Below are 23,024 nucleotides of genomic sequence, written 5' to 3' on the forward strand. Positions count from 1 at the left end.
GTTGCGTTTCCTCCAGGTCTGCCGCTCATGCATGTGAGTGGTACGTTGAGCGACCTTAATTTTAAAGTTCTATATTGTAGTGTACCAGAAATATGCCTAGGGGTGGAGGGAAATGGGTGCCATATATGAGGCTGAGAAATAAGAACAAATAGAATGTATGTTCTTATTGTAATGGAAAATACGTTGAAAGTGAACATGTCCTTTTTAGAGAAAAGTACTTTAAATTGTGTTCCTACAAGGAACATACTTCTAGCTGATATGTTATAATCACTACAGTTAGATAACATGTCGAGGAGTGTCAATTTATGAGTTTGCCTGTTCAATTGAACAAGAAGCTCAGCCAAAGTACGAATCTTCTCATTGCAGAGGACATTGCAGCTTATAATCGAAAAACAGAACGAATCAAATTATCCATTAATATAGGATTAATATTTATAGAATACATTCTGTATATAATCGGCTTCCTTACACTGTTCTATTATAAAGTTGTATCTGATTATGGTTCGTTGACTTGGAGTGAGCTTCACACCAGCATTGCTAAAATACCAGTACTTGCTGACTACGCGTTACTGATTGGCATCATTTTTACGATTTATACAGCAATGCTGTATCAGAAAGGCATGTTTAAACGGAATCGCGATATCCGGATGATTGATGATACGATATCAGCAGTCAAAGCTGTTTCAACTTCATTTCTAATTGCATTAGGAATTGCATTCTTTTTAAAAACAAGTATCGTATACTCTCGTGTGCTCATACTAATGCTTGCGATTCTTATGGTGTTCATTTTCCTCTTATCTAGAATTATGAGGCATTATGCTCAAGTTCTTTTGCATCGTTCGAGAAGATACAATAAAAACGTATTAATAATCGGAGCAGGCAAAATCGGAATGCAGATCCGAAATCACGTTATGGCAAACACAAGCTGCCATTTTGTTGGATTTTTAGATGATTATAAAAATAGCGATCAAGTATTAGGCACTATTCAGAACATCGAGCAGCTCATTGCTCATCATAAGGTACAGGAAATTTATATTACCATTCCATCAGAAAAGAACATAATAAATGAACTTATAACCTCCATTCGGAAGTATGACGTTCAAATTAAGATTATTCCCGAGCTATTCGAATTGGTAACCTCGAGTATCTCGTTCGATCAAGCTTATGATTATCCTTGCATTGAAATTGTGAAGACTCCCCTCAGAGGACTGAATTTATTTTTGAAACGAGCGGCTGACATTATATTATCGATACTTGGCATTATTATTATTTCTCCGATCCTATTGATCGTAGCTCTACTTATTAAGCTTGACTCTAAAGGGCCTGTGTTCATACATCAGAAACGAGTCGGAAAAAATGGAGCGCCGTTCCATATGCACAAGTTCCGATCAATGGTGAACAATGCAGAAGAGTTAAAAGAGCAGCTCGAAAAATATAACGAAGCCGATGGGCCTGCATTCAAAATGAAAAATGACCCTCGAATCACTCGGGTTGGGCGGTTTATTCGTAAATTTTCAATTGATGAGCTACCACAGTTATTTAATGTGCTAAAAGGTGAAATGAGTCTTATCGGACCTCGACCACCACTGCCAAATGAAGTAGAGCAATATACTGATTTTCAATGGAGGCGGTTGGATATCCGACCTGGAATAACAGGATTGTGGCAAGTTAGCGGTCGCAGTGACATCACTTTTGATGAGTGGGTTAAGTTAGACTTATACTATATTGAAAAGTGGAGCATCTCATTGGAGTTAAAGATCCTACTCAAAACAATCCCCGTTGTCCTAAAAGGTGAAGGCGCTTATTAATGTACATATGGGACTCACTGTATTTGATAATATACAAAAACAACAAATGCACTCTCTTCTATAAGCAAACCATGAAGAGGGTGCATTTTACTATGAGGACGGGATTAGCTTTTTAATTAGCTTTGATACAGCATTTAACGTAATCGAAATCGTAAACTTAGCACCGATCCCTACATACATAAATCCGGTAACCCATATCGGGTATTTCGACCGATAGTGTTTATTATAAAACATTGCCATAGCCCTATGAAATTCATATGTGATTCGCATAGGCTTATTCCGACTACTGGCGCGTTTATAATGTAATATCGTAGTCTTCGGATAGTAGTAATTCGTCCAGCCTGCTTCCTGTAAACGATAGCACCAGTCCGTATCCTCAAAATACATAAAGAATGTTTCATCCAACAACCCTACATTTTCAATTGCCTCTCGTCGTACCATCATAAAAGCCCCTACCAAACAATCGATTGGATATGATTCATTCGGATCAAGATCTTCACGATGGTAAGCGTTGATTTTCGGGTTTTTTGGGAACAATTTCGATAACTTGGATACGTAAAATAATGTAGCCAAAGGAGTTGGGAAGCCCCGTCGACACGCTTTATCTAGTGAACCATCAGGCAGCAGTACTTTACATCCGGACGCCCCAACTGTCGGATTGTCATCCATGAATCGAATCATGATATCGAGTGTGTCAGATTCAATAACAGTATCCGAATTAAGGAGTAGAACATATCTGCCTTCAGCAATGCGCATGCCTTGATTGTTCGCCTTCGCAAAGCCAAGATTAACGGTATTCGCAATTAATCTTACTTGCAGATACGTATTTCTAACAACATCAACTATATCGTCCCGTGAAGCGTTATCTACGAGAATAACCTCATATTGATAGTCCGTAATTGACTGATAGATAGACTTCAAGCAATTGAGGGTTAATTGCTTCGTATTGTAGTTGACAATAATGATAGATAAGTCAGTCATCGCAAAATATCCCCTCTAATCAGCATAAGTCGCATGACGAGGTTATCCAACTTTGACTGCCGATACAGCCGTGTCGTCAATGCATACTTCGTCCTAGCAATAATCCCCCTACCCGGGATAAGAAATTGATGCAACTCTCTTGCCATCTCAAGAGAGAGATGTTCTCCCCAGCAACGTTCGAACTCCTTAGCTTGATTCCACAATATTTTTTGAGATCGATGCTTTTTGTAGCTACTCCATTTTTTTACCCACTTATCAATAAAACTGTACTGTCCACCTACCACATTATTTTGATGCTGACGATAGTAGATACTCGGCTTCTCCTCATAAATCACTTTTCCTAATGAAGACACTACTAAATAGACCCACCAGTCATGCATTACAATATTTAGATGACTCGGAATATTACCTCTAATCTGTTCAACTGCTGCCCTATTCATCATCAATACAGCACCTACAGCAATATTCTCTACCAGCGCGTTATAAAATGACAACCCCCTCTGGGGAACAGGGGGCCAATTGTGTAGCGGCTGAAGCATTTCATTCACCATTAGAGTAGGCGTCACATACATCATAGGTCGGTCAGTAGCATATTCTCCTAGAGAACGCACCCCCCTCTCTAACTTATCATCCAGCCATACATCATCTTGATCACAGAAACAGACATAATCCGTATCCTCATGAATATAGTTCGAGAGAAGTTTGAAAAAGCTCGAGATAACCCCAACATTTTGCTCATAGAAAGCCTCTACCCGATTAGGGTATTTGCCCACATATTCTTGAATGATGGCTGTTGTTCGATCCGACGAACCATCATCTCTTATTGTAATAAAAAAATGAGAATGAGTCTGCCTCAGTAGACTATCAAGCTGCTCCCGAAGATATTTCTCCCCATTATAGGTTGAAAGAAGAATCTGAACTTTATCTCGTTGTTCCCTCACTCTCATTCACTTCCCATTCTGTTATTCATTCAAATATTCTCGCAGTGCTTCTCGCCAATGGCGAATTGGCAAAAATCCATTCATGCGTATCGCCATCGATTCCATCACAGAATAACGGGGCCTAGGTGCTGGACGTGGAAATTGTTCAGTTGTGCACGGTTCAACTGTTACGGGTATGTTTACTTCTTCAAAAATAGCCTGTGCAAACTCAAACCACGTACAAATGCCAGCATTAGATGCGTGATAAATACCATATTTCTCCGTCACAACAAGCTCCCCTAAAAATAAAGCCAAGTCACTTGTGTACGTTGGGCATCCCCATTGATCATTAACTACTTGTATTGAATCTCGCTCCTGACCTATTTTCAACATCGTTTTAACAAAGTTTCTTCCTGAAGCTCCGTACACCCACGATGTTCTCACAATAAACCAGCGAGAACATAACGACTGTACTAACTGTTCTCCAGCCCGTTTAGACTTACCATACACAGTCTGTGGATTGGTAATATCATACTCATAATAAGGACTAGAGGCCGTACCGTCAAATACATAGTCAGTACTAATATAGCACAACTTGGACTTTATCCGTTCCGCGGCAACAGATAGATTTCCCGTCCCAATCGCATTAACCAAGTACGCTTGATCCTGATTCGTCTCTGCATTATCAACGGCCGTATAGGCAGCACAGTGTATAATAACATCAGGTTTTTCTTCATCAATGACAGTGTTACACATTTCCCCATCAGTGATGTCTAATTGAATTCTTCCGAGTCCTACAACATGATGTCCCTTTTTAGACAAAAGGCGGACTACGTCCGCCCCCAATTGCCCATTAGCACCTGTAACGAGTATGTTCATACATTACTCCCCTAGCCGTGTTCCATATATTGTTATTTATAAAATGCCTGATACGCACCAGACTGTATTCTCTCCCACCAAATCCGGTTTTTCAAATACCAGTTAATCGTCTCATTAATTCCTGTTTCAAAAGTATGTTTAGGCTTCCAACCCAGTTCATTCGTAATCTTAGTTGCATCGATTCCATAACGACGATCATGTCCAAGACGATCTTCTACAAACTTTATTAATGACTCTGGTTTACCGAGCTGTTCTAGTATCTTTTTCACAATATGGATGTTTGTTCTTTCATTATTACCGCCTATATTGTACACTTCACCATTTCTGCCTTTATGAATGACCAAATCAATCGCACTGCAGTGATCTTCGACATATAACCAGTCACGAATGTTAAGTCCATCTCCATAAATCGGGAGCTGTTTGTCATTTAAAGCGTTGGAAATCATTAATGGGATCAACTTCTCAGGAAACTGATACGGTCCATAGTTATTCGAACAGCGTGTAATATTGACAGGAAGCCTAAAAGTCTCATGATATGCTCTTACGAGTAGATCCCCCCCTGCTTTGCTTGCAGAGTATGGACTATTCGGTGTTAGAGGTGTAGTCTCACTAAACAAACCCGTTTCCCCAAGAGATCCATAAACTTCATCTGTTGATACTTGCACGAATTTGGTGACTCCATATTTTTTAGCTGCATCAAGTAAGACTTGCGTTCCGAGCACATTTGTTTTCACAAAGATTTCAGGCTCTAAAATACTTCGATCTACATGTGATTCCGCAGCAAAATTGACTACGACATCTACACCCTCGTTAAATATTCTTTCCATTGATATCGCATCTGCAATATCTGCCTTCACAAACCGATAGTTCAGATTATTTTGTACATCTGTCAAGTTCTCCAGATTTCCAGCATAAGTCAAAGAATCTACGTTAATAATTTTATATTCAGGATATTTGTTCAATATATATATGACAAAGTTGCTGCCAATAAATCCAGCACCGCCTGTTACGAGTAGTTTCATGCAGCTAACTCCTATTCAATCAAAATTTATTTCCGCTTCTTTCAGAGTAGGATGTAATTTATCCTTGTCAGACAATATTGGATTAGTTGTTGGCCAATCAATGCCTAAGGCCGGGTCATTCCATAGAACACCACGTTCATACCCCGGTGCATAATATTCATCTACTTTATATAATACTTGCGTATTAGGTACTAGTGTACAAAAACCATGTGCGAAGCCCTTAGGTACCAAAAGCTGCCGATGATTGTGCTCACTTAGAATGACACCTACCCATTGCCCAAATGTCAGAGAGTTTCTGCGAATATCAACAATTACATCGTATATAGCTCCTGAAATTACTCTAACCAACTTCGTTTGTGCCTTAGGATGAAGTTGATAGTGGAGTCCTCTAATTACACCTACCTCGGCAGACAGAGACTGATTGTCTTGAATAAAGTTGAACGTTATTCCGTATTCCTTTAACTTCTGTTCATTATAGCTCTCCATAAAAAAACCTCGCTGATCACCATGGATTACTGGTTCTATTACATATACGCCTTGAATAGATAGCTGTGTTACCTTCATCATCCAGCACCCCTTAAAACTTAAATTCCCCGAACTCTTCTCCGAACGTAATATCTCTGGCAAGTTCATTCGCTCGAGCAAGTGATGCATGTGTCCCTGCATCTGTCCACCAGCCTTGAAGCATGTCGAACGTAAGTTCATTCCGCATTATATATGCATTATTGACATCCGTAATTTCAAGCTCACCACGACCAGATGGCTTAAGTGTTTTAATAATGTCAAACACAGTGTGGTCAAACATATAGATTCCTGTTACCGCATAATTGCTTTTGGGCTGCCGCGGTTTTTCTTCGATTGAAACAATATGCTCCCCTTGCAACTCTGCTACACCATATCGCTGTGGATCATGAACCTCTTGAAGTAGTATTTTGGCGCCACTCTTCTGTTTCTGAAATTTATCTACGTAGCAAGTAATATTATCTTCAAATACATTATCCCCAAGGATGACTACCATTTGATCATCGCCTACAAATTGTTCAGCTAAATCAAGAGCTTGAGCAATCCCTCCTGCATCGTCTTGAACTTTATAGGTGAAGCTTACTCCCATATCGGAGCCACTCCCTAATAGATTAACAACATCACCCATATGTTCCTTCCCAGTGACAACAAGAATATCAGTAATATTAGATTGTTTTAGTTTGCTAATTGAATGAAAAATCATGGGATATTTCCCAACGGGCAATAAGTGCTTATTCGTTACTTTGGTTAAAGGAAACAGGCGAGAACCAGTCCCGCCTGCAAGAATGATACCTTTCATTATTAATCTCTCCTTCTTCAATAACGTTTAATCTAAAGAATAGACCCAAGAGAAATCACACAATTTCTTCTATTACCTTATAAATCCGCTCCATTCTAGCATCCCATGTTTGTTCTTTCAAGAACTCTATACGTTGTTTATCACCAGGTAAAACAATATTATTAGCTACATTTGTATGTCTTTCTAGCAATCGACATAATTCTACTTTATCGTTATATAACGATACATAAGGCTTAAATTTCTCTATCTCATCATACTTAATAGCAAATATTGGTTTATTAAACAAAATATACTCATAAAGTTTAACAGGGTTTACTGCTTCTATAAGCTCATTTTTTATAAATGGCATTATGAATGCATCTCCTGAATGCAATAAATGCGGTAATTCCACATGTGAAACTGGCCCCAAAAATTCCAATCTAGGATGTACGTGCTCTTTAACTTTTATTTCTATTGGCCCAATAAATTTAAACCTTACTTTCAAATTTTGTTGTAATACGTAATGTAAACTTTCAAAATCAATCCAATCCCCAATTGTACCTACATATACAACTGTGTAAAACTCTTCTTCCACATACCTCGATACATTGTTTATTTTTTTATTATGATCTTTTAGCCAATCCCCATTCAGAGCATTGTTAACAACCTGAACTTTCTCAGCTGCTATATATACTCCATATCGCTCTAAAATACGTTTTTTCAAAAGATTTGAAGTAGTTATTACAGCAGATGACATTGAAACCAATTTTTTTTCGTAGGCTAAATGCAACTCGATTCGCTTGCGATTAACAGAAAAAGCCAAATAATCATCCATGCAGTCATATATAATTTTCCGATTTTGAATTGTTTCTATTGGTATGAAATGCAACATAACTGGAGAGGTAATCCAAACTAAATCATAATCAGTACAAAGTAACTTTTGTATAACCTTTTTGTTAGAAAGTTTCTCTATTCTTTTAGAGAAATCACATCTTCCAGAAAAGGGCATCTTTTTTACAGTGTATGATTCTCTTGAGCCATTTGCAATCGGGTTTACAGCGAGCTTACTAGTGCGGAACATATTCCTTATAGAATATAAATCCACTTTATATTTTTCAGATAATTGCTCATACACAAAATGAGGTCTCTGCTTGGCCCAATTCCAATCAACATGCATGAGGTAAGCTATTTTTATAGTTCTTACCACTTAAACACCACCGATCAAGGCATTCCAATCTTTCACAAATTGTTGACTCGAAAACTTTTTTGTCATAGTTCTTATAATTGATGTATATTCAATATAGTTTTCTAATATTTCTGCTAGCTTTAAAGCTGCTTCCTTAATATTTCCTAACTCATACACGAATTTATCGTTAGCATCTACAAGTTCAAGATGTGCTTCAATGTTAGATAGTAGAACGGGTAAACCATTTATCATCGCTTCAGCAGCAGATAAACCGAATGTTTCCTTTTTCGAAGATGAAAGGAATATGCCACTATGCGTATTCACCATTTCATAAAGTTTATTCACATTTTCGAAATCTATCGGTGGCAAATAAACTACTCTGTCATTAACATTGTACTTTTCTAATAAAGCATGGATATCTATTTCATGATGAATAATTGGCCCAGCAAGAAGAAGAATAAAATCATCACTGATATTATCTTTGTAATAGGCCAGTATTCTTATAGCCTCTTCTACATTCTTTAAATTATCGAGTCTCCCGACATATACCAAAGGAACTTTTGACCAAAAACAATTCTTATCATTTATGGGCTCTTCACTGGAAAACACAAAATTTGTAAGCGTATAAATTTTATCCATTAACCAATTCGGGACTTCATCCCGAATTGTATTTTTAAAAAAATCGGATGGTACAATTATACCCCCTATGTCAGAAGGTAGCCTTTTAATATAAGTACGATTATCTTTATATCCCGTATGGCATTCCATATACACTTTGTTATTATTACGTGTTTTGTCTAGTATCTCAGGTGTGTCTACAGATAGGATAAGATCGTAGTCGTCTTCTTTAAAATCATCAACGACTCGAATATTACTGTCTAGTTCATACTTTTTGATATACTTTTTGAATCTTTCTCTACCACCACTATCGTGCAGGAAATACACATCATAAACAATTGATATACCATATTCTTTAAAAGCGTGCGCTCTATTTAGGAAGACTCTTTCTACTCCCCCCATTGTAGCCCATTTGTATACATTAAGTACCCTTAGCTGTTCATTCATTATTATATATCTCCGAGAAAAATATATTTTGTCTTTCTAGCATTTCTTGAAACCTTTTTTCCCAGGTAGTAGCTTTCAAGAAGACATCAATTTCACTTTCTGTTTCATCCGATACTTCTATCGATGATATCTCTTTAATAAACTCTGATACTGAAACATTCGTATTTTCTTTATCAAACGTGTATACATTAGGGTAATTTTCCAAATGGGGAATACCAGTTGAAATGACTTTTAACCCAAAATAGATATACTCATAAACCTTTATTGGATCCACAGCCGTTGAAAGCTTAGATAGAATGAAAGGGATCATTCCGATGTCCCATGATTTAACGTATTCACTTAATCTACTTGGTTCTACTTTACCAAGATATTTGAAATTAGAATAATGGCTCATCTTTTTTATCGTTTCTTCACTAGCGCCATATCCTATTATTTCAATAAAGATACAAGGATCAAGCAACATTTTCTCGACTAGATCCCAATCGAACCACGATTCAGTCAGATGACCAAAATATCCAACCTTAATATGCGAGCCATTTTGAAGAGTACCACAAGCAATATTCCTGTTTTTTTCACCTAATAACTCACTATAATAACCATTGCCTATGCAAGAAATATCTCCTCTTAAATGGCTGAATTTTTCAACCAGAGGCATTGAGACTGCAGCAACATTTTCAACATTCAGGATCACTGATTCTTCGATAATTTTATCGTACCAAGGTGCTTGCCCAACTAAATTAAACTCTTCCCAATCATCCATAATATCATAAGTCGTCCGGAAGCCGTATTTCTTCAATGGTAATAGCAGTTGACTCCATTCCTTCGAAGGAATATTGAGTATAGCATTCTTATTTGTGATGTTGCCGAACAACTCTAATAACTCCACATTTTCGGTAAAATCAAAAAAAGGAACATGATATATATTGGGGTAAACCTCTTTATGTGAATTTGGAACTATTTCGTCCTTACTCCATTGCCATACAACAAATAACACTACTATTTTTTTCTTCGCCAAATACTTTGCTAAATTTATCGTCCGCTGATTATATAACTCTTTAAATTCGAATGCTGATGGAATAACAGTAACTCCTGTTAATTCGCCACTTTCTATATCACTCATTATCCGCTCATATACGGATTTCGTAATGGAATTATATTGATTAGTTTGTCCTCTATTTGTTAGCTTTAGCTTTAATTGTTGGATAAGTGTCTTAAAGCCATACCTTTTCCATATACCTAGTGCTCTATATAACTTTCGGGTAAAGGGAATCCTGTCTCGAATAAAATAATACTTTGTAGCTACTTTCCAAAACCGTGAAGACTTAATATTTTGCAATTCTATATCTAATTTATATTTCTCATTTAAAAGCCATTCAATTTGATTCTCGTTATCTTTCATTTCTTTATCCAGCAATAATGATGAATCATGCGCCTCTTTAATCTCTTGTACAAGTTTCTCTATATACTCATTTTTTATCTTTATTCCCTCTTGGAGTTCGAGAGTTTCTTTATTTTTTTCATATCGTACTTGTTCAAGCTTTTCTAAACTTCTCTTATTTTCTTCATATATATTTTGTATAGTATCTTGCTGGTTAGCTATTGTTGTTTGCTGCTGCGTTATTTGGGTCGATAACTCGTTAATTGTTAATTTTGAGGTCTCAAGTTCAGCAGTCAATCGAGTATAATGATCTGAAAGTGAGTGTATATAATCCCCCAGATTTAAATCCTCATGTTGTTCGAACACACTACTATGAGCATAAATAATCAATAGTTGCTTGCCCGCCCAATAAATATTAGGCTTCCTAGAACAATCAAATTCCTGAGCAAAAACTACAGAAAATCCATCCTTATTTATTTTGAAGTCTTTATAATCAAATGTATAGAAATGTTCTTCAAATCTATCATACTCTTGAAAAGGAAGTAGAAGAATCGTGTATTGGTTTGATATTTTAAACAAATAAGATAATTTTTCGAAAGGATTCACAAAATGCTCCAGCGTGTTAGAAGAAAAAACAACATCAAATTTCTTCTCTACTGCAGCAATGTCAGCTTGCATAAAATCCTGATCGGGATAGTGCAATTTCGCTTTGTTGATTGCAACTTCTGAAAAGTCAATCCCAGTAAACCTGCTATTCGGAAACTTATCTGCAAAAAAATTAGTTCCATCACCTTCTGCACAGCCTACATCAGCAAAACTAACCCCCTTCGTTAGCTTTGCCTTCAACCACTCAGGAAATAAATCATATGCTATATTACAAAAATACAAAGTCTGTTTTCTCCCTGAGTATGGTTCCCAGTTTTCTTCGAACCTTTTATCCCAGTAATCTTTACTATTTATTGCAGCGGTTTTTATCATAAAATATCACTCTTCCTTCTCATATAAACATGACACGGAGGGTGCACAATTCCAAAAAACTGATCGGTTGTTGTTGATTTGAAATAGGCTGCACCCTCAATAAAATCATAATATTGTGGTTGAATGGAAGATCGATCCTCAAGAGCAGCTACTAGAACATATTCCCCATCAGTCAAAAAGTTTGTAAACTCAAAAACCACTTCTATTTTGTCAGCTTTTACATCACAGAAAAAGCCTTCATTATCGTCTTTAGTTGTGAACACAATTAAGTCTAAACCCATCGTATTTTTTATGGCGATAGCTGTACTAAAATGTCTCAAATCAGCTCCCTCAGGGACAGTAAATTGAACACTTATTCTTACTTTTTCCCCATATTCCAACACACTCGACTGTTTTGATTTGGAATTTAGTACAATCACATTCGAGATAGAGCCAGTACGACTCCCCCAACGATTAATTGGTTCAAATTTCTCGCAATCCTCGTTATTATCTTCTTTATTAATATCTATTTCATTATGTTCCTGTATAGTGGACTGCTCAGAATTCATATATTCCATATATTCAGCAGTAACGCTTAATGTATCACCAAAAGCTATTAACTTGCCTTGATGTAGCCATAGGGCTTTTTCACAAAATTTGCGGATACTTGAAACATCATGTCCCACAAATAATATTGTTGTCCCTTTCTCTTTTAATTCTTCAAATTTACGAAAACACCTTGCCTGGAATTTCATGTCACCTACCGCTAGTGCCTCGTCAACAATCAATATATCTGGATCAACATTAATCGCTACAGCAAACGCTAATCTAGCAAACATTCCGCTTGAATAAGTTTTAACTGGTTGATGAATAAATTCACCTATGTCAGCAAATTCAAGTATGTCATTCAGCCGAGCATCTACTTGCTCTTTTGTTTTCCCTAATATAGTTCCATTCAGGTAAATATTCTCCATTCCACTATATTCCACATTGAACCCTGCACCGAGCTCTAATATTGCTGAGACAGTTCCTTTTATTTCAACATTTCCACTTGTAGGGGAAAGGACACCTGCTAAAATTTTTAATAATGTCGACTTTCCAGATCCGTTTTTCCCTATTATTCCGATTGTTTCTCCTCTATTTACGTCAAAGGTAACATCCTCTAAAGCATGAAAAGTTGAATAATAAACTTTATGAGATATATTCAAAGACTCCTTAAGGCGATCAATTGGTTTATTGTACATTTTATATATCTTAGACAAGTGAGAAACTTTTATCATTGAATTATCCATTTCCTACCGCAACCCCTTTTTAAAGAACATCCGAAAAATGAGGACTCAGTTTCTTGAATAGTTTTGCGCCGACAAATAACAAAAACAATGTCACCACCCAAAACAAAGCTGTCAAATTATAATGATGCCAGAACCATACTTTATTAATTAACGAATCACGATATCCTGCAACCACGTAATACATTGGATTAAACTTAAATACCCACTGCCACTTCTCAGGCAGAAGATCGAACGACCAAAAAATGGGGGTTAACCAGAAGCCAAATTGTAGTACTACTGATACAATTTGACCAATATCCTTTATAAAAACATTGAGTGAAGAAACCACCCATGATAGCCCTGTTAAGAACAAAATAAGAGCACCCGAATAATAGAAAATCTGCAATTGATGTAAGTCAAATGGTTCACCATAGCTATAGAAAACAATAAGCATAAGTAAAATAAATACAAAGTGAACTTTTAAAGCAGAAATTATTTTTACAATCGGTAAAAAATGAACATTAAAAACTACCTTTTTAACTAAAAAGCTATTTTGTTCTATAGATGTTGTTGCCGAAGCAAGACTATCTGAAAAGAAAAACCAAGGAACTATACCGGCCAACAACCATAAAATAAACGGAATGTCTTCAATGGGATTCGATCGGAAACCAACCTGAAAAACGAACCAATAAACCAGTACTAAAAACATCGGTTGAAAGAACGCCCAAAACATGCCTAAATAAGAACCTAAATATCTTGATTTAAAATCCTTCCTTGATAATTCCATTATTATGTTTCTTTGTTTAAATATGTCTCTTAAGTATTGAAATAACGTCATTGTAATCTCCTTTTTGTCATTTCTTCAAACCTATTTCATCCGTAGACAGACTAGCTTGGAATTACAGCCATTGCACTCTCCTAAAAGTTTCAGAATGTTATTCATGTCATATCCTCGTACTGTAATAACATTCATCCCCTTCAAATCCATCGTTTGTAGTAGCATGTCGTAGCCTGTAATGCGTCATGTCGATTTCTAAAGGTCGATTCACCACGCAAGGGATTGCCTAGTCCATCTACAATTTATATCGTCTTCTCATATGAAAAGTTTATCATCTACTTAATAGAATTTATAGTTTTATAGTCTGAAGACAAGATCCAGTTTCGACTATTTTGATCATTTTGAACATTCTGCACTCCCTCTCTTTATAACTTTCACAGTCTAATATCCAGAATCAAGAGCAACTACCTCTACTTCAAAAAACATGTATCTTAAAACTCTTTGTGACAAGTAATTTCTCCTCTCTGTACGCATTCCATTTCGACGAAAAAACCTAATAGTGCCTACAAACCTATATACAGCCAACACTAGATCGTTTTACAGCATATATCGAGCCTTGGAACTTCATATTTCATCCGACCAACAATTTGTTCAGGTGACCAGGAGTCTCAAGTTAGGCTAACTCATGTGCAACACTTCAATCTCCTGGCACAGAGCTATAACCCTTGTAGACTAATCCTGATCGTGTATCTCTCATTCTTTTGCTAAAACTAAGAAATGACATGAACTGTTGTGGGTGTGCACCAAGCTTCACAAATCAAACATGAGTTTAATTTATTGTAAACCGTCGCACTTCATGTTAAATATGTTATAATCCGTCGAAAAATGAGATTAGCTCGTTAATAGTATTTTGTGCTAGAATTAAAATGAATATTTAAAGTAAAGGAGCATAAAAAATTGACGACTTATGGATATACCGGCTCCAAATTAAAAAACAGCAAGGGCTCCAAGGCGCCTTGGCTGCTGCTTGGAGTCATCATCTTATTTTTACTTTGGTCTACCTTTAAAGTTGCATTATTTAACGGACAAATGGCAGATTTCGATCAACCAATATATGTAGCTGCATTATTTTCCTCTATTATAGCTATGATAGCCATCGCTGTTGGTTGGAAGCAATTTAATTGGTCTAGCCGTAAAGACAAATTGTCTCTCTTCGTATTCTTATTGCCTGCCAGCTTCGCGTTATCTATGATAACAGCAGCATCATATTATTTGGCAGTCAACATGATAATTATCATGCTGATGTACGGCATATTTTTTGTCGCTTCTTCCATTATAGCGCAAGATAGTGTCGTAAATCGAACATTAAATCTAGCTATCATGATCATTTCTTATATCGTCGTCTTTTTTGGATTGTTTCATTGGTTAGGAAATGGACCCGGTGTAACGGCAATTATAAAGTGGCTGAGGGTTTCGACAACGTCATCGGGAGCATACTTGAATGCAGTTATGAGTGACTCTAATGGCGAGCGGCTTACATCTGTCTTCCAATATGCAAATACATACGCTGGATTTCTTATGGCATTTCTGTTGGGAGCATTATTCTTCATTAGTAAGTCTCAAAAGTGGTGGGGGAAATCCGTTCATGCATTTATGATCGTACCTATTATGTTATCCATCTTTTTAACTTTATCTCGTGGTGGATTACTTCTCCTCCCCGTTGCGTTTATAGTTGTTCTAGTTTTTTTAAAGCCATATCGTCAATTGATGTGGTTTATACATTTAGTTATCAGCGGAGTAATTACGGTTCTTATTTTGAATCCAGTTACTGAGATTGGTCTACGGGTTCAGAAAGAATTTTCCGTATCTGATTCTTTGAGAGGCTGGGCCTATATCATAGTCGGCTCTTTACTTTCTTCAGCAATCTCTTATGTACTTGAACGATGGGTTTCGCCGTGGTTAGAACAAAAAACAACTGCAGTTTCTAATAAACGATGGGGAAGTTTCCTAATACCTGTCGGCGGAGCAGTTTTGGCAGGTCTTCTGTTGTTTATTCTTATTGGAACGAATGTTAAAAATATGCTTCCTGAGAACATTGCAACACGGTTGGAAACTATGAATTTTCAACAACATAGTGTGCTTGAACGGATTACTTTTTATAAGGACTCACTGAAACTCGTAGCGGATTACCCGTTAATTGGTGCCGGCGGAGGCGCTTGGGCCGCGCTTTATTCGAAATATGAAAACAATCCCTATGATATTCAACAAGCACATAGTTTTTATATGCAATACTTAGTTGAAACCGGGATCATCGGTATGCTTATTCTTCTGGTTTTCCTTATCTACATTTACTGGAACTATATTCGATCATATATAAACGCCAATGATCAAGAACGCGATAGTTATTTTTTGTACTTCATTCTTTCAACGAGTATTCTTATTCACAGTGCAATGGACTTTAACATGAGTTATGTGTACATTGGTATACTTGTTTTCATATCTCTTGGGGGGATGACTGCATCCATTCAGTCAAAACCAATCGAGAAACGTACGCAAAAAACATTCCAAATTGCATTGACAAGTATTCTAGGAATAATTGGTATCGGTCTTTTCATTACTTCCATTCTCTTTGTTCAGGCATCAAGCTCGTTTGCAAGCGCGAAAGAAACTGTCCTTACAACTCAAGACTTTACCAAAACGATGGTTCAGTTAAGAAAGGCTAAGAGCATACGCTCCACTCATCCAGAATACGCAGCTTTCGAGGCGAATCTATACATGTCAGTATATCAACAACAAAAGGATGAGCAGTTCTACGCGGAAGCAGAAAAAGTATTGAAAAATGCACTGGGGGATAACCCTCATAATAAGTCACTGCTATTGCAGCTAATCAAGCTCTATAACATAAAAGGGCTGGACGAACAAGTCTATACCGTATATTCTCAAAACGCATCCAACTTCCCTTGGGACATGAAATGGTACGGTGAATATATGGATAAGGCTTCACTTGAGGGGTATAAAGCTATATCAACAGCACCAGACAAAAAAGATGGGTATTTGAACGAGGTCATCGCCGCGTTTGAGCATGTTAAGGCAAGCGTGGAGCACTTGAAGACATTGCCGAAAGGACAGCTTCAAGGTAATCCATTTTACGTTACTTCTAGTATGGCTATGAATGCTGGGCGCGCATATTTAATGAAGGGTGATCCTGCTAAGGCAGCTGAAGCGATGAAGCCATACTTACAAGAGGACTTAACTAACTCGAACGACCCTGAGAACAGCCCTGAGAACAACCGTGAGCTCGCACGATGGTACGTAGCTGCAACGATCCAACAGGGGCAAGTAGATCAAAATTGGTATGACAAACTTGTTGCATTAGGGTCAGACCAAAAAGAGCAGATTGACCAAATCGCAGGAATGAGATTTAAAGCTGAGTAATTAAATTAATTCTATATAATAAAGAGACCCATTGAAATAGGTTCAACGGGTCTCTTTATTGTTAAGGATGATGAATTATTTTATAAGAAGACACATCCCCCAATCCATTGTTTTCTGCGGAGCAATAGCATCCAGCAATGTCATTGCTATCCCCGTAACACCATCGAGAATCCCAAGGTAATCTAAATATTTTGTAGTCTTCGAATCCCTATACACATCCTGAAATCCGAACGCAGAGCTTGGATCAAACTTTTCAAGGATATCCTCAAGCAAATTTCGATAACATGTAAACAATTCTGTATTTCCTGTATCCAAATACATTTGATGTGTAAGTTTTAATAATCCCGCATACCCGTGACAAATGGAAGGCGAATAAATACTCCAATTTTCAATTGGTTTTTTGAATATTGCAATAAACGCATCCGTTGCCAGTGTTTGTAGAGAAATATCCCCAAGAGCTTTTCCTGCTAACCAAAGGCTCCTAGCCACTCCTGGAGAACCGTAACACCATGCCTCTCGATTCTTTTGATTGTCATCTTCGTGCAAATTTGCTTCTCCATAACTGACAACTAAGGGCCACCGTACTCCGAAATCACTTTCTATCTTCCAGTTCAGTATCCACTTACTGTATCGCTCAATTGCTTCTTTTTGTCCGGAAACTCTAATATTTTGATTGTATGCGATGGCAAGGAGAGCAAGAGGCCCTGGAATGCCATGTGCCAGCCCCAGATTAAAATATCCCTTCGCGTATATTTCTTGCTGATGGGATGGCAAATGCTCTGCAGGTATGTACCACCCTGGTATTGAACATCCTTTTTCCATTTTGTCATTGCTTAGTAGTATAAGGTATTCTAGTACATCATTAAGTAATCCCCTCACATCAGGTATATCAGAAAATAGAAGTAGATATCTTCCAATTCCACTCCAGCCTGAAATCACATCATAATCTTGAAAATATACGCCGGTTCTTATGTTCTCCTTGGCTTTTTGCAAATGGATATGACCATAGCGTACAAGTATTTCATTAATTTGATTGATGAGTTTCCTGTATTTCTTGCCATCATTAGATAATAAATACGCAGCAAATCCTATACCCGATAAACCACTCCACAGAGACAGCGATACTCCTTCCGTATTCCTCATAGCCTCCTGGGTTTTTAGAAAAAAATGATGCGCAACGCGATTAAATTGATTTTCATCGTGGGGAAAAATAGTGCTTAATCGTCCGAATAGGATGCTCGCTGAAGGGTAACCACTCGCAAGGCTTATTTCATCCCAAATAAAATCATTTTGATGTTCTATGCGATTTTTCTCCGAAGTACAAATCGATTTTACTAAATCCGGATCGGCCAGCTTCTCACTGATTAATCGCATCATGTGCAAAATTCTGTCATACTGAGTGGTTGCATTATCAGTTGTTATCATAAGACAATATCCCCTCAAAAGTTTGCTGTGTGTGTTTTCTCTTATTATTTAAGTGATAAAGTGAGTGGCTGATAAGAGACATAATCTTTCGTTCTTGATTCCGGTTCGTGCCCAATAACCGATTGAGATTCATATGAACAAGACTGTCGAGAATGGAGGATTGTGAAGCAGTTAACATCATTCTTTTATTGTTTTGATCCAAAGCATATTTGTATGAAAGTATCTTCTCTTTGCGTAAATGAATATAGTTTTTTACCATGGAGTTTTGTTCTAAATATGGAGTTTCATTTGAGGCATCACATAGAGCCATATAATCTCTCCGTCTTTTTTGGAACTCGATTGAATAATGCATATGCCAGTCTTTTTCTTGACACCATTTCACTTGTTCTTCAAGTGAGGGGAGAAAGTGATTTAGAATATCCATCACACTTATCATGGCTAGTTCCACCAAGTTTTCGGAAATTCTTTTGTCACACCAAATAGATATAAGTTCCGCCACTAATTTGGAATCAGCTGAAAAAATCTCCTCTGCCAAACTAATAACTTCTCCCCCTCCATACCTATTAACTTCCGGTTCATAGGTGTCAAACGTAATTCGATTCAATAATCCCTCAATTTCTAATTGCTCAGCCCAAGTATGGATAGCAGGGATTAATTTCTGAATTAACTCAGATGGATTACTATTAAATCTTATCCTGATATGAGGTTCAGGATCCGTGTACCGAATGAAAAAATAACGTTTTATAAGATGCTGTCTTTCTGCATGTTCGCAAAAAGCCTTAAGATGTTTCCCTATAAACTCCTCTTCTCTTTCAGACATTCCATATAGTTTTACATACAGCCATTCTCTACCTGGAAAATATCGTTTTGTTACTCCTAATGACGATGAGAATGGACAAACTATTTTACGTTGGTTAAACGCTCTTTTGTTCGTTTTTTTACTAACTAAGGGAACTACATATTCTGCAATATAATGTCCATTATCGCCTCTTCCCCATACTTCTTTCATCTCAAAACCGCACTCGGTCAACCATAGCGACTCTGAACCGTTTAAATTTTTGTATTTATCATATAATTCGAATACAAAATAGTTATTATCAAGATCAAACAACAATCGATTATCAGCAACTGTAATATACACATATCTAGGAATATTCCATTGAGCCCTCCACTCGCAAAAACACTTGACCCAGTCGTCACTATTTTTGCACTGTTGAAAAACCTCAACGTTTTTATTTAATGACCACTTAGCTAAGGAAAGAATTATATTCTGATATCTTATTCGTGGAAGCATCGGAAATTCGGATAAGTGACCCCAGTAAAACGGAATTATATTTCTTTGCCTTTCATTCGCCACTTCCCTTAAAAAGCGGTACACATTAGGAGAATGCTGATAATTAAGCATATTAGTCATCATAGGGATTACTTCTCTGTTTAAGTTACGTGATATGAGATAAAAGTACTGATTGGTGCAACCGACATATAAATCAGATAGAGGAATCGTTTTTGTATAGTTTGACTCAGATATATTCGTACCGAGCACAATTTGATAGGCACACATCTGATTTGTAATCGCAACATTAGCATGTCTACTATTTACTGGAAGGTAGACAATCTCCGCCATTATGGGTTCATCGTCACTTATGTTCCGGTTAGCGTACATTTTTGAGAATTCTAAAGCTTCATCCGTATTTAAAAAAGTGCTGAATCTGCCAAATGTTCTGCCTGCGCCTGGACTTCCAGAGTTGGGATTAATAATTATTTTAGATCTTTGTTTATTGTCAGTAGCTATCGTGATAAACATTTCCAAAGATGCGGGAGGTTGTAAATGCGATTCAGGTGTCTCCATTTTCATTAATCTTTCTTCTGTCAACTCAATTTCGTTATGACCCCGCTTTATCGCATCGGCTACCCAGATCCCTAACACTTTATTTCGTTCTATGTTTACAGTAATTTGTTCCGTACGATACTTGCTTTCAGGGTATTTATAGTCAGGCGGAGCTCCCAACCCTGCGTCTTCATCCAATAACTCCAATAACGGAACCTGTTGATGAAATCCATACTTTTCAATAAAATTGTTGCGATAACTAGCGAGATGTGGATTCGAGGGTTCTGGCGATAATCTCCACATGATCTCTGCTGCCTTGGCTATCTGCTTTGCAACATCTTGATTTAGAGACACTTTCTTAATCTCAACTTCCATATCAACCTGTAGAGGATTCTTTGTAGACAGAATTCTATTTAAGTTTTCGTGGAGGCGGTGATATAACACCTCTCCTTCGCCGATTATGGATTTATTATATTGATGGATTTGCTCATTAACAGTATTTAATCTTTGTTTCATATCATCCAAGCCGTTTAGAGGCTCTATTTGTTTCCTTATGTAATCAAAAGGTAGCTCCGCTTTATGAATTGATATGGGTGGTCTTAAATTACTTATTATAAATTCTTGATGTAACAAGGTCGTTATAAATTGAACGATTCGATTATATGATGTTTCAGGATGCTTCTCTTGTATCTCTATTGCCAATTGGGCGAAAGTTATTGGTTTTTGTGCACGTTCTAGTACATATTTCACTAGTGTTGTCGCTTTTATTGAGCTATTTTTAATTTCATTATTTTCCGAGTTCGAATAGTTCAAATAGGGAAGCTTCGCTCGAGAACCCACAATATATAGTAATGGATTTGTTACAACTGTAAGCTGTGCAACAACTACCGGTTCTTTTTCTAAATATTGAACTACACTCATAATCCATTCCATGTCAGGGCGAGCTATTTTTCGATGGCGCTCTATATTCCCTATTATTAATGAACTACTATCTTCAAACTTACCGAGTGAAACACCAGCAAAAATTCCATAAGGAGTAGCTCTCGTGGACAGTCTGATCAGGTAATGAATTAAACTTCTCAATACCTTATTCGACTTTCTGTGATCTGGGCGATTCAAAACATAATCGACAGACCCCATAAATTGAGGATTAGCCACAGTAATAGCTTCTCGAATTATTGGATTTTTTAATAAGTAAGTCACTTTGTCTCTCAGTTGCTCGCAGGAACTGTTCCTGTCTAGCAGATCTTCATAAAAATGAATGGGGAGCAAGGGGATCCTTGCTTGGAAAAAATCCATAGTTTCAAATAGCGGTAGCGCTGATTCAGAATTGCCCATTACTAGCCTCCTGAACTAAAATACTGGTTCTTTCGCTTTTTCAAATTTTTAATTTCCATACAAAAATACCCCAGATACAATGAGTGATATCTGGGGTATTTTGATTAACAACAGTCACAGGATTTATAAGTATTAAGACAAGCAGAAACATTGCAAGTAACATTATTTGTACATCCCATTTGCGATTCAGAGTCTGACAGCACATTAACTTGCAAATCCAAGTCAAATGCATCTTCATAACTAGCAGCAATAAGGTTCGCTGAATCCACTTCGGCACCTCCTTTTTAATTTGTTTAATGCTGGGGTTAATGTAAATTTGACCCTATATCTATTAAACGATTCATTTCAGAAAAAGTTTCTGTTTACTATAACAAATATGTACACATTAAATTGAATGGTGGAATATCGCCATCTCCTGGAAGTTTGAGGGATAGTAAAAAGCTGATCCATTAGTAGTAAAAAACTACGATGAATCAGCTTCAACCGTTAAAACAGTATATTTATTGTAAGATCAAATCTCGTTAACAACGATCTTCCCTTACATTTCATGGGTCTCAAGCATTTTCCTCATATACTTTAGCAAATCTTCACGCAACTCTTGCCGCTGTAACGCATAATGCAATATTGTTTCAATGAATCCGAGCTTCTCTCCGACATCATGCCTTTGCCCATCAAAATGATAAGCTAGAACAGCTTCTTCCTTACTTAATTGCGCAATCGCGTCGGTCAATTGAATTTCCCCGTTAACCCCTGCTTCTTGTTCTTCTAACAGTTCAAAGATACGTGGAGTAAGCACGTATCTCCCCATAATCGCCCAGTTAGAAGGAGCATGCTCTCTGTCTGGCTTCTCGACAAGTTGTTCCGCACGTATGATTCGTTCCTCAAGCGACGTACCAGCTACGAGTCCATAACGGGATACATCTTCCCATGGAATTGGCTGCACGCCGACAATGGAAGCCTCGTAACGCTCATATACGTCGATCATTTGTTTCAAGCAAGGCACCTCGGCTTGTACGATATCGTCACCGAGTAGGACAGCAAACGGTTCATTTCCGATAAACTTGCGAGCACACCATATCGCGTGTCCTAATCCACGGGGCTCTCTTTGCCGAATGTAATGGATATTGGCCATCTCTGAAGATTTCCGTACTTCTTCTAACAGCGCTAATTTGTCCTTTTCCAACAGATTATGTTCGAGTTCATAATAATTATCAAAATGATCTTCGATGGCCCGTTTTCCCTTACCTGTAACAATGATAATATCCTCAATGCCGGAGTCTACAGCCTCTTCCACAATGTACTGAATCGTTGGCTTATCTACAATTGGCAACATCTCTTTGGGCATTGCTTTTGTTGCAGGCAAAAAGCGCGTTCCGAGCCCTGCGGCTGGAATAATTGCCTTTCTAATCTTCATCCCATTCCTCTCCAATCTGAATCTGAATCGTTCATCAAT

The 23,024-nt window shown here is 37.3% G+C and carries 16 protein-coding genes and 1 pseudogene; 2 read left to right on the top strand and 15 right to left on the bottom strand.

The genetic code is table 11. From position 1 onward, the window contains the following. Positions 1 to 311 precede the first annotated feature (311 nt). Positions 312 to 1,808 carry a sugar transferase gene (locus NO352_RS19590; RefSeq protein WP_289356564.1) on the top strand — a complete coding sequence of 499 codons (1,497 nt, stop codon included), beginning with the start codon at positions 312 to 314 and terminating at the stop codon, positions 1,806 to 1,808. A 90-nt stretch (positions 1,809 to 1,898) separates the two neighbouring features. Here the strand turns inward: NO352_RS19590 and NO352_RS19595 are convergent, their stop codons facing one another. From NO352_RS19595 to NO352_RS19645, 11 genes and pseudogenes are all read right to left on the bottom strand, one after another. Next, positions 1,899 to 2,789 (bottom strand): glycosyltransferase family 2 protein, encoded by an 891-nt coding sequence (locus tag NO352_RS19595; protein ID WP_289356565.1) that lies wholly within the window; start codon positions 2,787 to 2,789, stop codon positions 1,899 to 1,901. Continuing rightward, complete coding sequence (locus NO352_RS19600) at positions 2,786 to 3,730, bottom strand: glycosyltransferase family 2 protein (RefSeq protein WP_289356567.1); 945 nt, start codon at positions 3,728 to 3,730, stop codon at positions 2,786 to 2,788. The genes NO352_RS19595 and NO352_RS19600 overlap by 4 nt, the downstream gene beginning before the upstream one ends. A 21-nt stretch (positions 3,731 to 3,751) precedes the next feature. After that, on the bottom strand, positions 3,752 to 4,588 hold the full coding sequence (gene rfbD / locus NO352_RS19605) for a dTDP-4-dehydrorhamnose reductase (protein ID WP_289356568.1): 837 nt from the start codon (positions 4,586 to 4,588) through the stop codon (positions 3,752 to 3,754). A gap of 3 nt (positions 4,589 to 4,591) precedes the next feature. Continuing rightward, a pseudogene (gene rfbB, locus NO352_RS19610) lies at positions 4,592 to 5,610 on the bottom strand (dTDP-glucose 4,6-dehydratase). A 15-nt stretch (positions 5,611 to 5,625) separates the two neighbouring features. Then, a complete protein-coding gene (rfbC, locus tag NO352_RS19615; protein WP_289356622.1) occupies positions 5,626 to 6,174 on the bottom strand; it encodes a dTDP-4-dehydrorhamnose 3,5-epimerase in 549 nt (182 codons plus the stop codon). A gap of 13 nt (positions 6,175 to 6,187) precedes the next feature. After that, positions 6,188 to 6,931 carry a sugar phosphate nucleotidyltransferase gene (locus NO352_RS19620; protein ID WP_289356571.1) on the bottom strand — a complete coding sequence of 248 codons (744 nt, stop codon included), beginning with the start codon at positions 6,929 to 6,931 and terminating at the stop codon, positions 6,188 to 6,190. Between the two features lie 55 nt (positions 6,932 to 6,986). Then, complete coding sequence (locus NO352_RS19625; RefSeq protein ID WP_289356572.1) at positions 6,987 to 8,117, bottom strand: glycosyltransferase family protein; 1,131 nt, start codon at positions 8,115 to 8,117, stop codon at positions 6,987 to 6,989. After that, positions 8,118 to 9,161, bottom strand: coding sequence for a glycosyltransferase family 4 protein (locus tag NO352_RS19630; RefSeq protein ID WP_289356573.1), 1,044 nt, complete (start codon positions 9,159 to 9,161; stop codon positions 8,118 to 8,120). Beyond that, the gene (locus NO352_RS19635) at positions 9,154 to 11,517 is read right to left on the bottom strand and encodes a methyltransferase domain-containing protein (protein WP_289356575.1); all 2,364 of its coding nucleotides are present in this window, start codon (positions 11,515 to 11,517) and stop codon (positions 9,154 to 9,156) included. Before NO352_RS19635 ends, NO352_RS19630 begins: the two co-directional genes overlap by 8 nt. Further along, a complete protein-coding gene (locus NO352_RS19640; RefSeq protein WP_289356576.1) occupies positions 11,514 to 12,788 on the bottom strand; it encodes an ABC transporter ATP-binding protein in 1,275 nt (424 codons plus the stop codon). Before NO352_RS19640 ends, NO352_RS19635 begins: the two co-directional genes overlap by 4 nt. Before the next feature lie 19 nt (positions 12,789 to 12,807). After that, positions 12,808 to 13,605 carry an ABC transporter permease gene (locus NO352_RS19645; RefSeq protein WP_289356578.1) on the bottom strand — a complete coding sequence of 266 codons (798 nt, stop codon included), beginning with the start codon at positions 13,603 to 13,605 and terminating at the stop codon, positions 12,808 to 12,810. Positions 13,606 to 14,502: 897 nt separating this feature from the next. Here NO352_RS19645 and NO352_RS19650 point away from each other — a divergent pair. Further along, positions 14,503 to 16,980: an O-antigen ligase family protein gene (locus NO352_RS19650; protein ID WP_289356580.1), complete on the top strand. Its 2,478-nt coding sequence runs from the start codon at positions 14,503 to 14,505 to the stop codon at positions 16,978 to 16,980. A gap of 75 nt (positions 16,981 to 17,055) precedes the next feature. Here the strand turns inward: NO352_RS19650 and NO352_RS19655 are convergent, their stop codons facing one another. The 4 genes from NO352_RS19655 to galU all read right to left on the bottom strand — a co-directional run bounded on the left by NO352_RS19655 (position 17,056) and on the right by galU (position 22,985). Next, positions 17,056 to 18,405, bottom strand: coding sequence for a lanthionine synthetase C family protein (locus NO352_RS19655; RefSeq protein WP_005544644.1), 1,350 nt, complete (start codon positions 18,403 to 18,405; stop codon positions 17,056 to 17,058). After that, complete coding sequence (locus NO352_RS19660; RefSeq protein ID WP_262866476.1) at positions 18,392 to 21,571, bottom strand: lantibiotic dehydratase; 3,180 nt, start codon at positions 21,569 to 21,571, stop codon at positions 18,392 to 18,394. Before NO352_RS19660 ends, NO352_RS19655 begins: the two co-directional genes overlap by 14 nt. A gap of 104 nt (positions 21,572 to 21,675) precedes the next feature. Further along, positions 21,676 to 21,840, bottom strand: a complete 165-nt coding sequence (locus NO352_RS25210; RefSeq protein WP_005544649.1) for an FDLD family class I lanthipeptide — start codon at positions 21,838 to 21,840, stop codon at positions 21,676 to 21,678. Positions 21,841 to 22,109: 269 nt separating this feature from the next. Further along, a complete protein-coding gene (galU, locus tag NO352_RS19665; protein WP_005544650.1) occupies positions 22,110 to 22,985 on the bottom strand; it encodes a UTP--glucose-1-phosphate uridylyltransferase GalU in 876 nt (291 codons plus the stop codon). Positions 22,986 to 23,024: the final 39 nt, after the last annotated feature.

The organism is Paenibacillus sp. S-12 (assembly GCF_030363895.1).
Taxonomy (GTDB): Bacteria; Bacillota; Bacilli; order Paenibacillales; family Paenibacillaceae; genus Paenibacillus_B; species Paenibacillus_B alvei.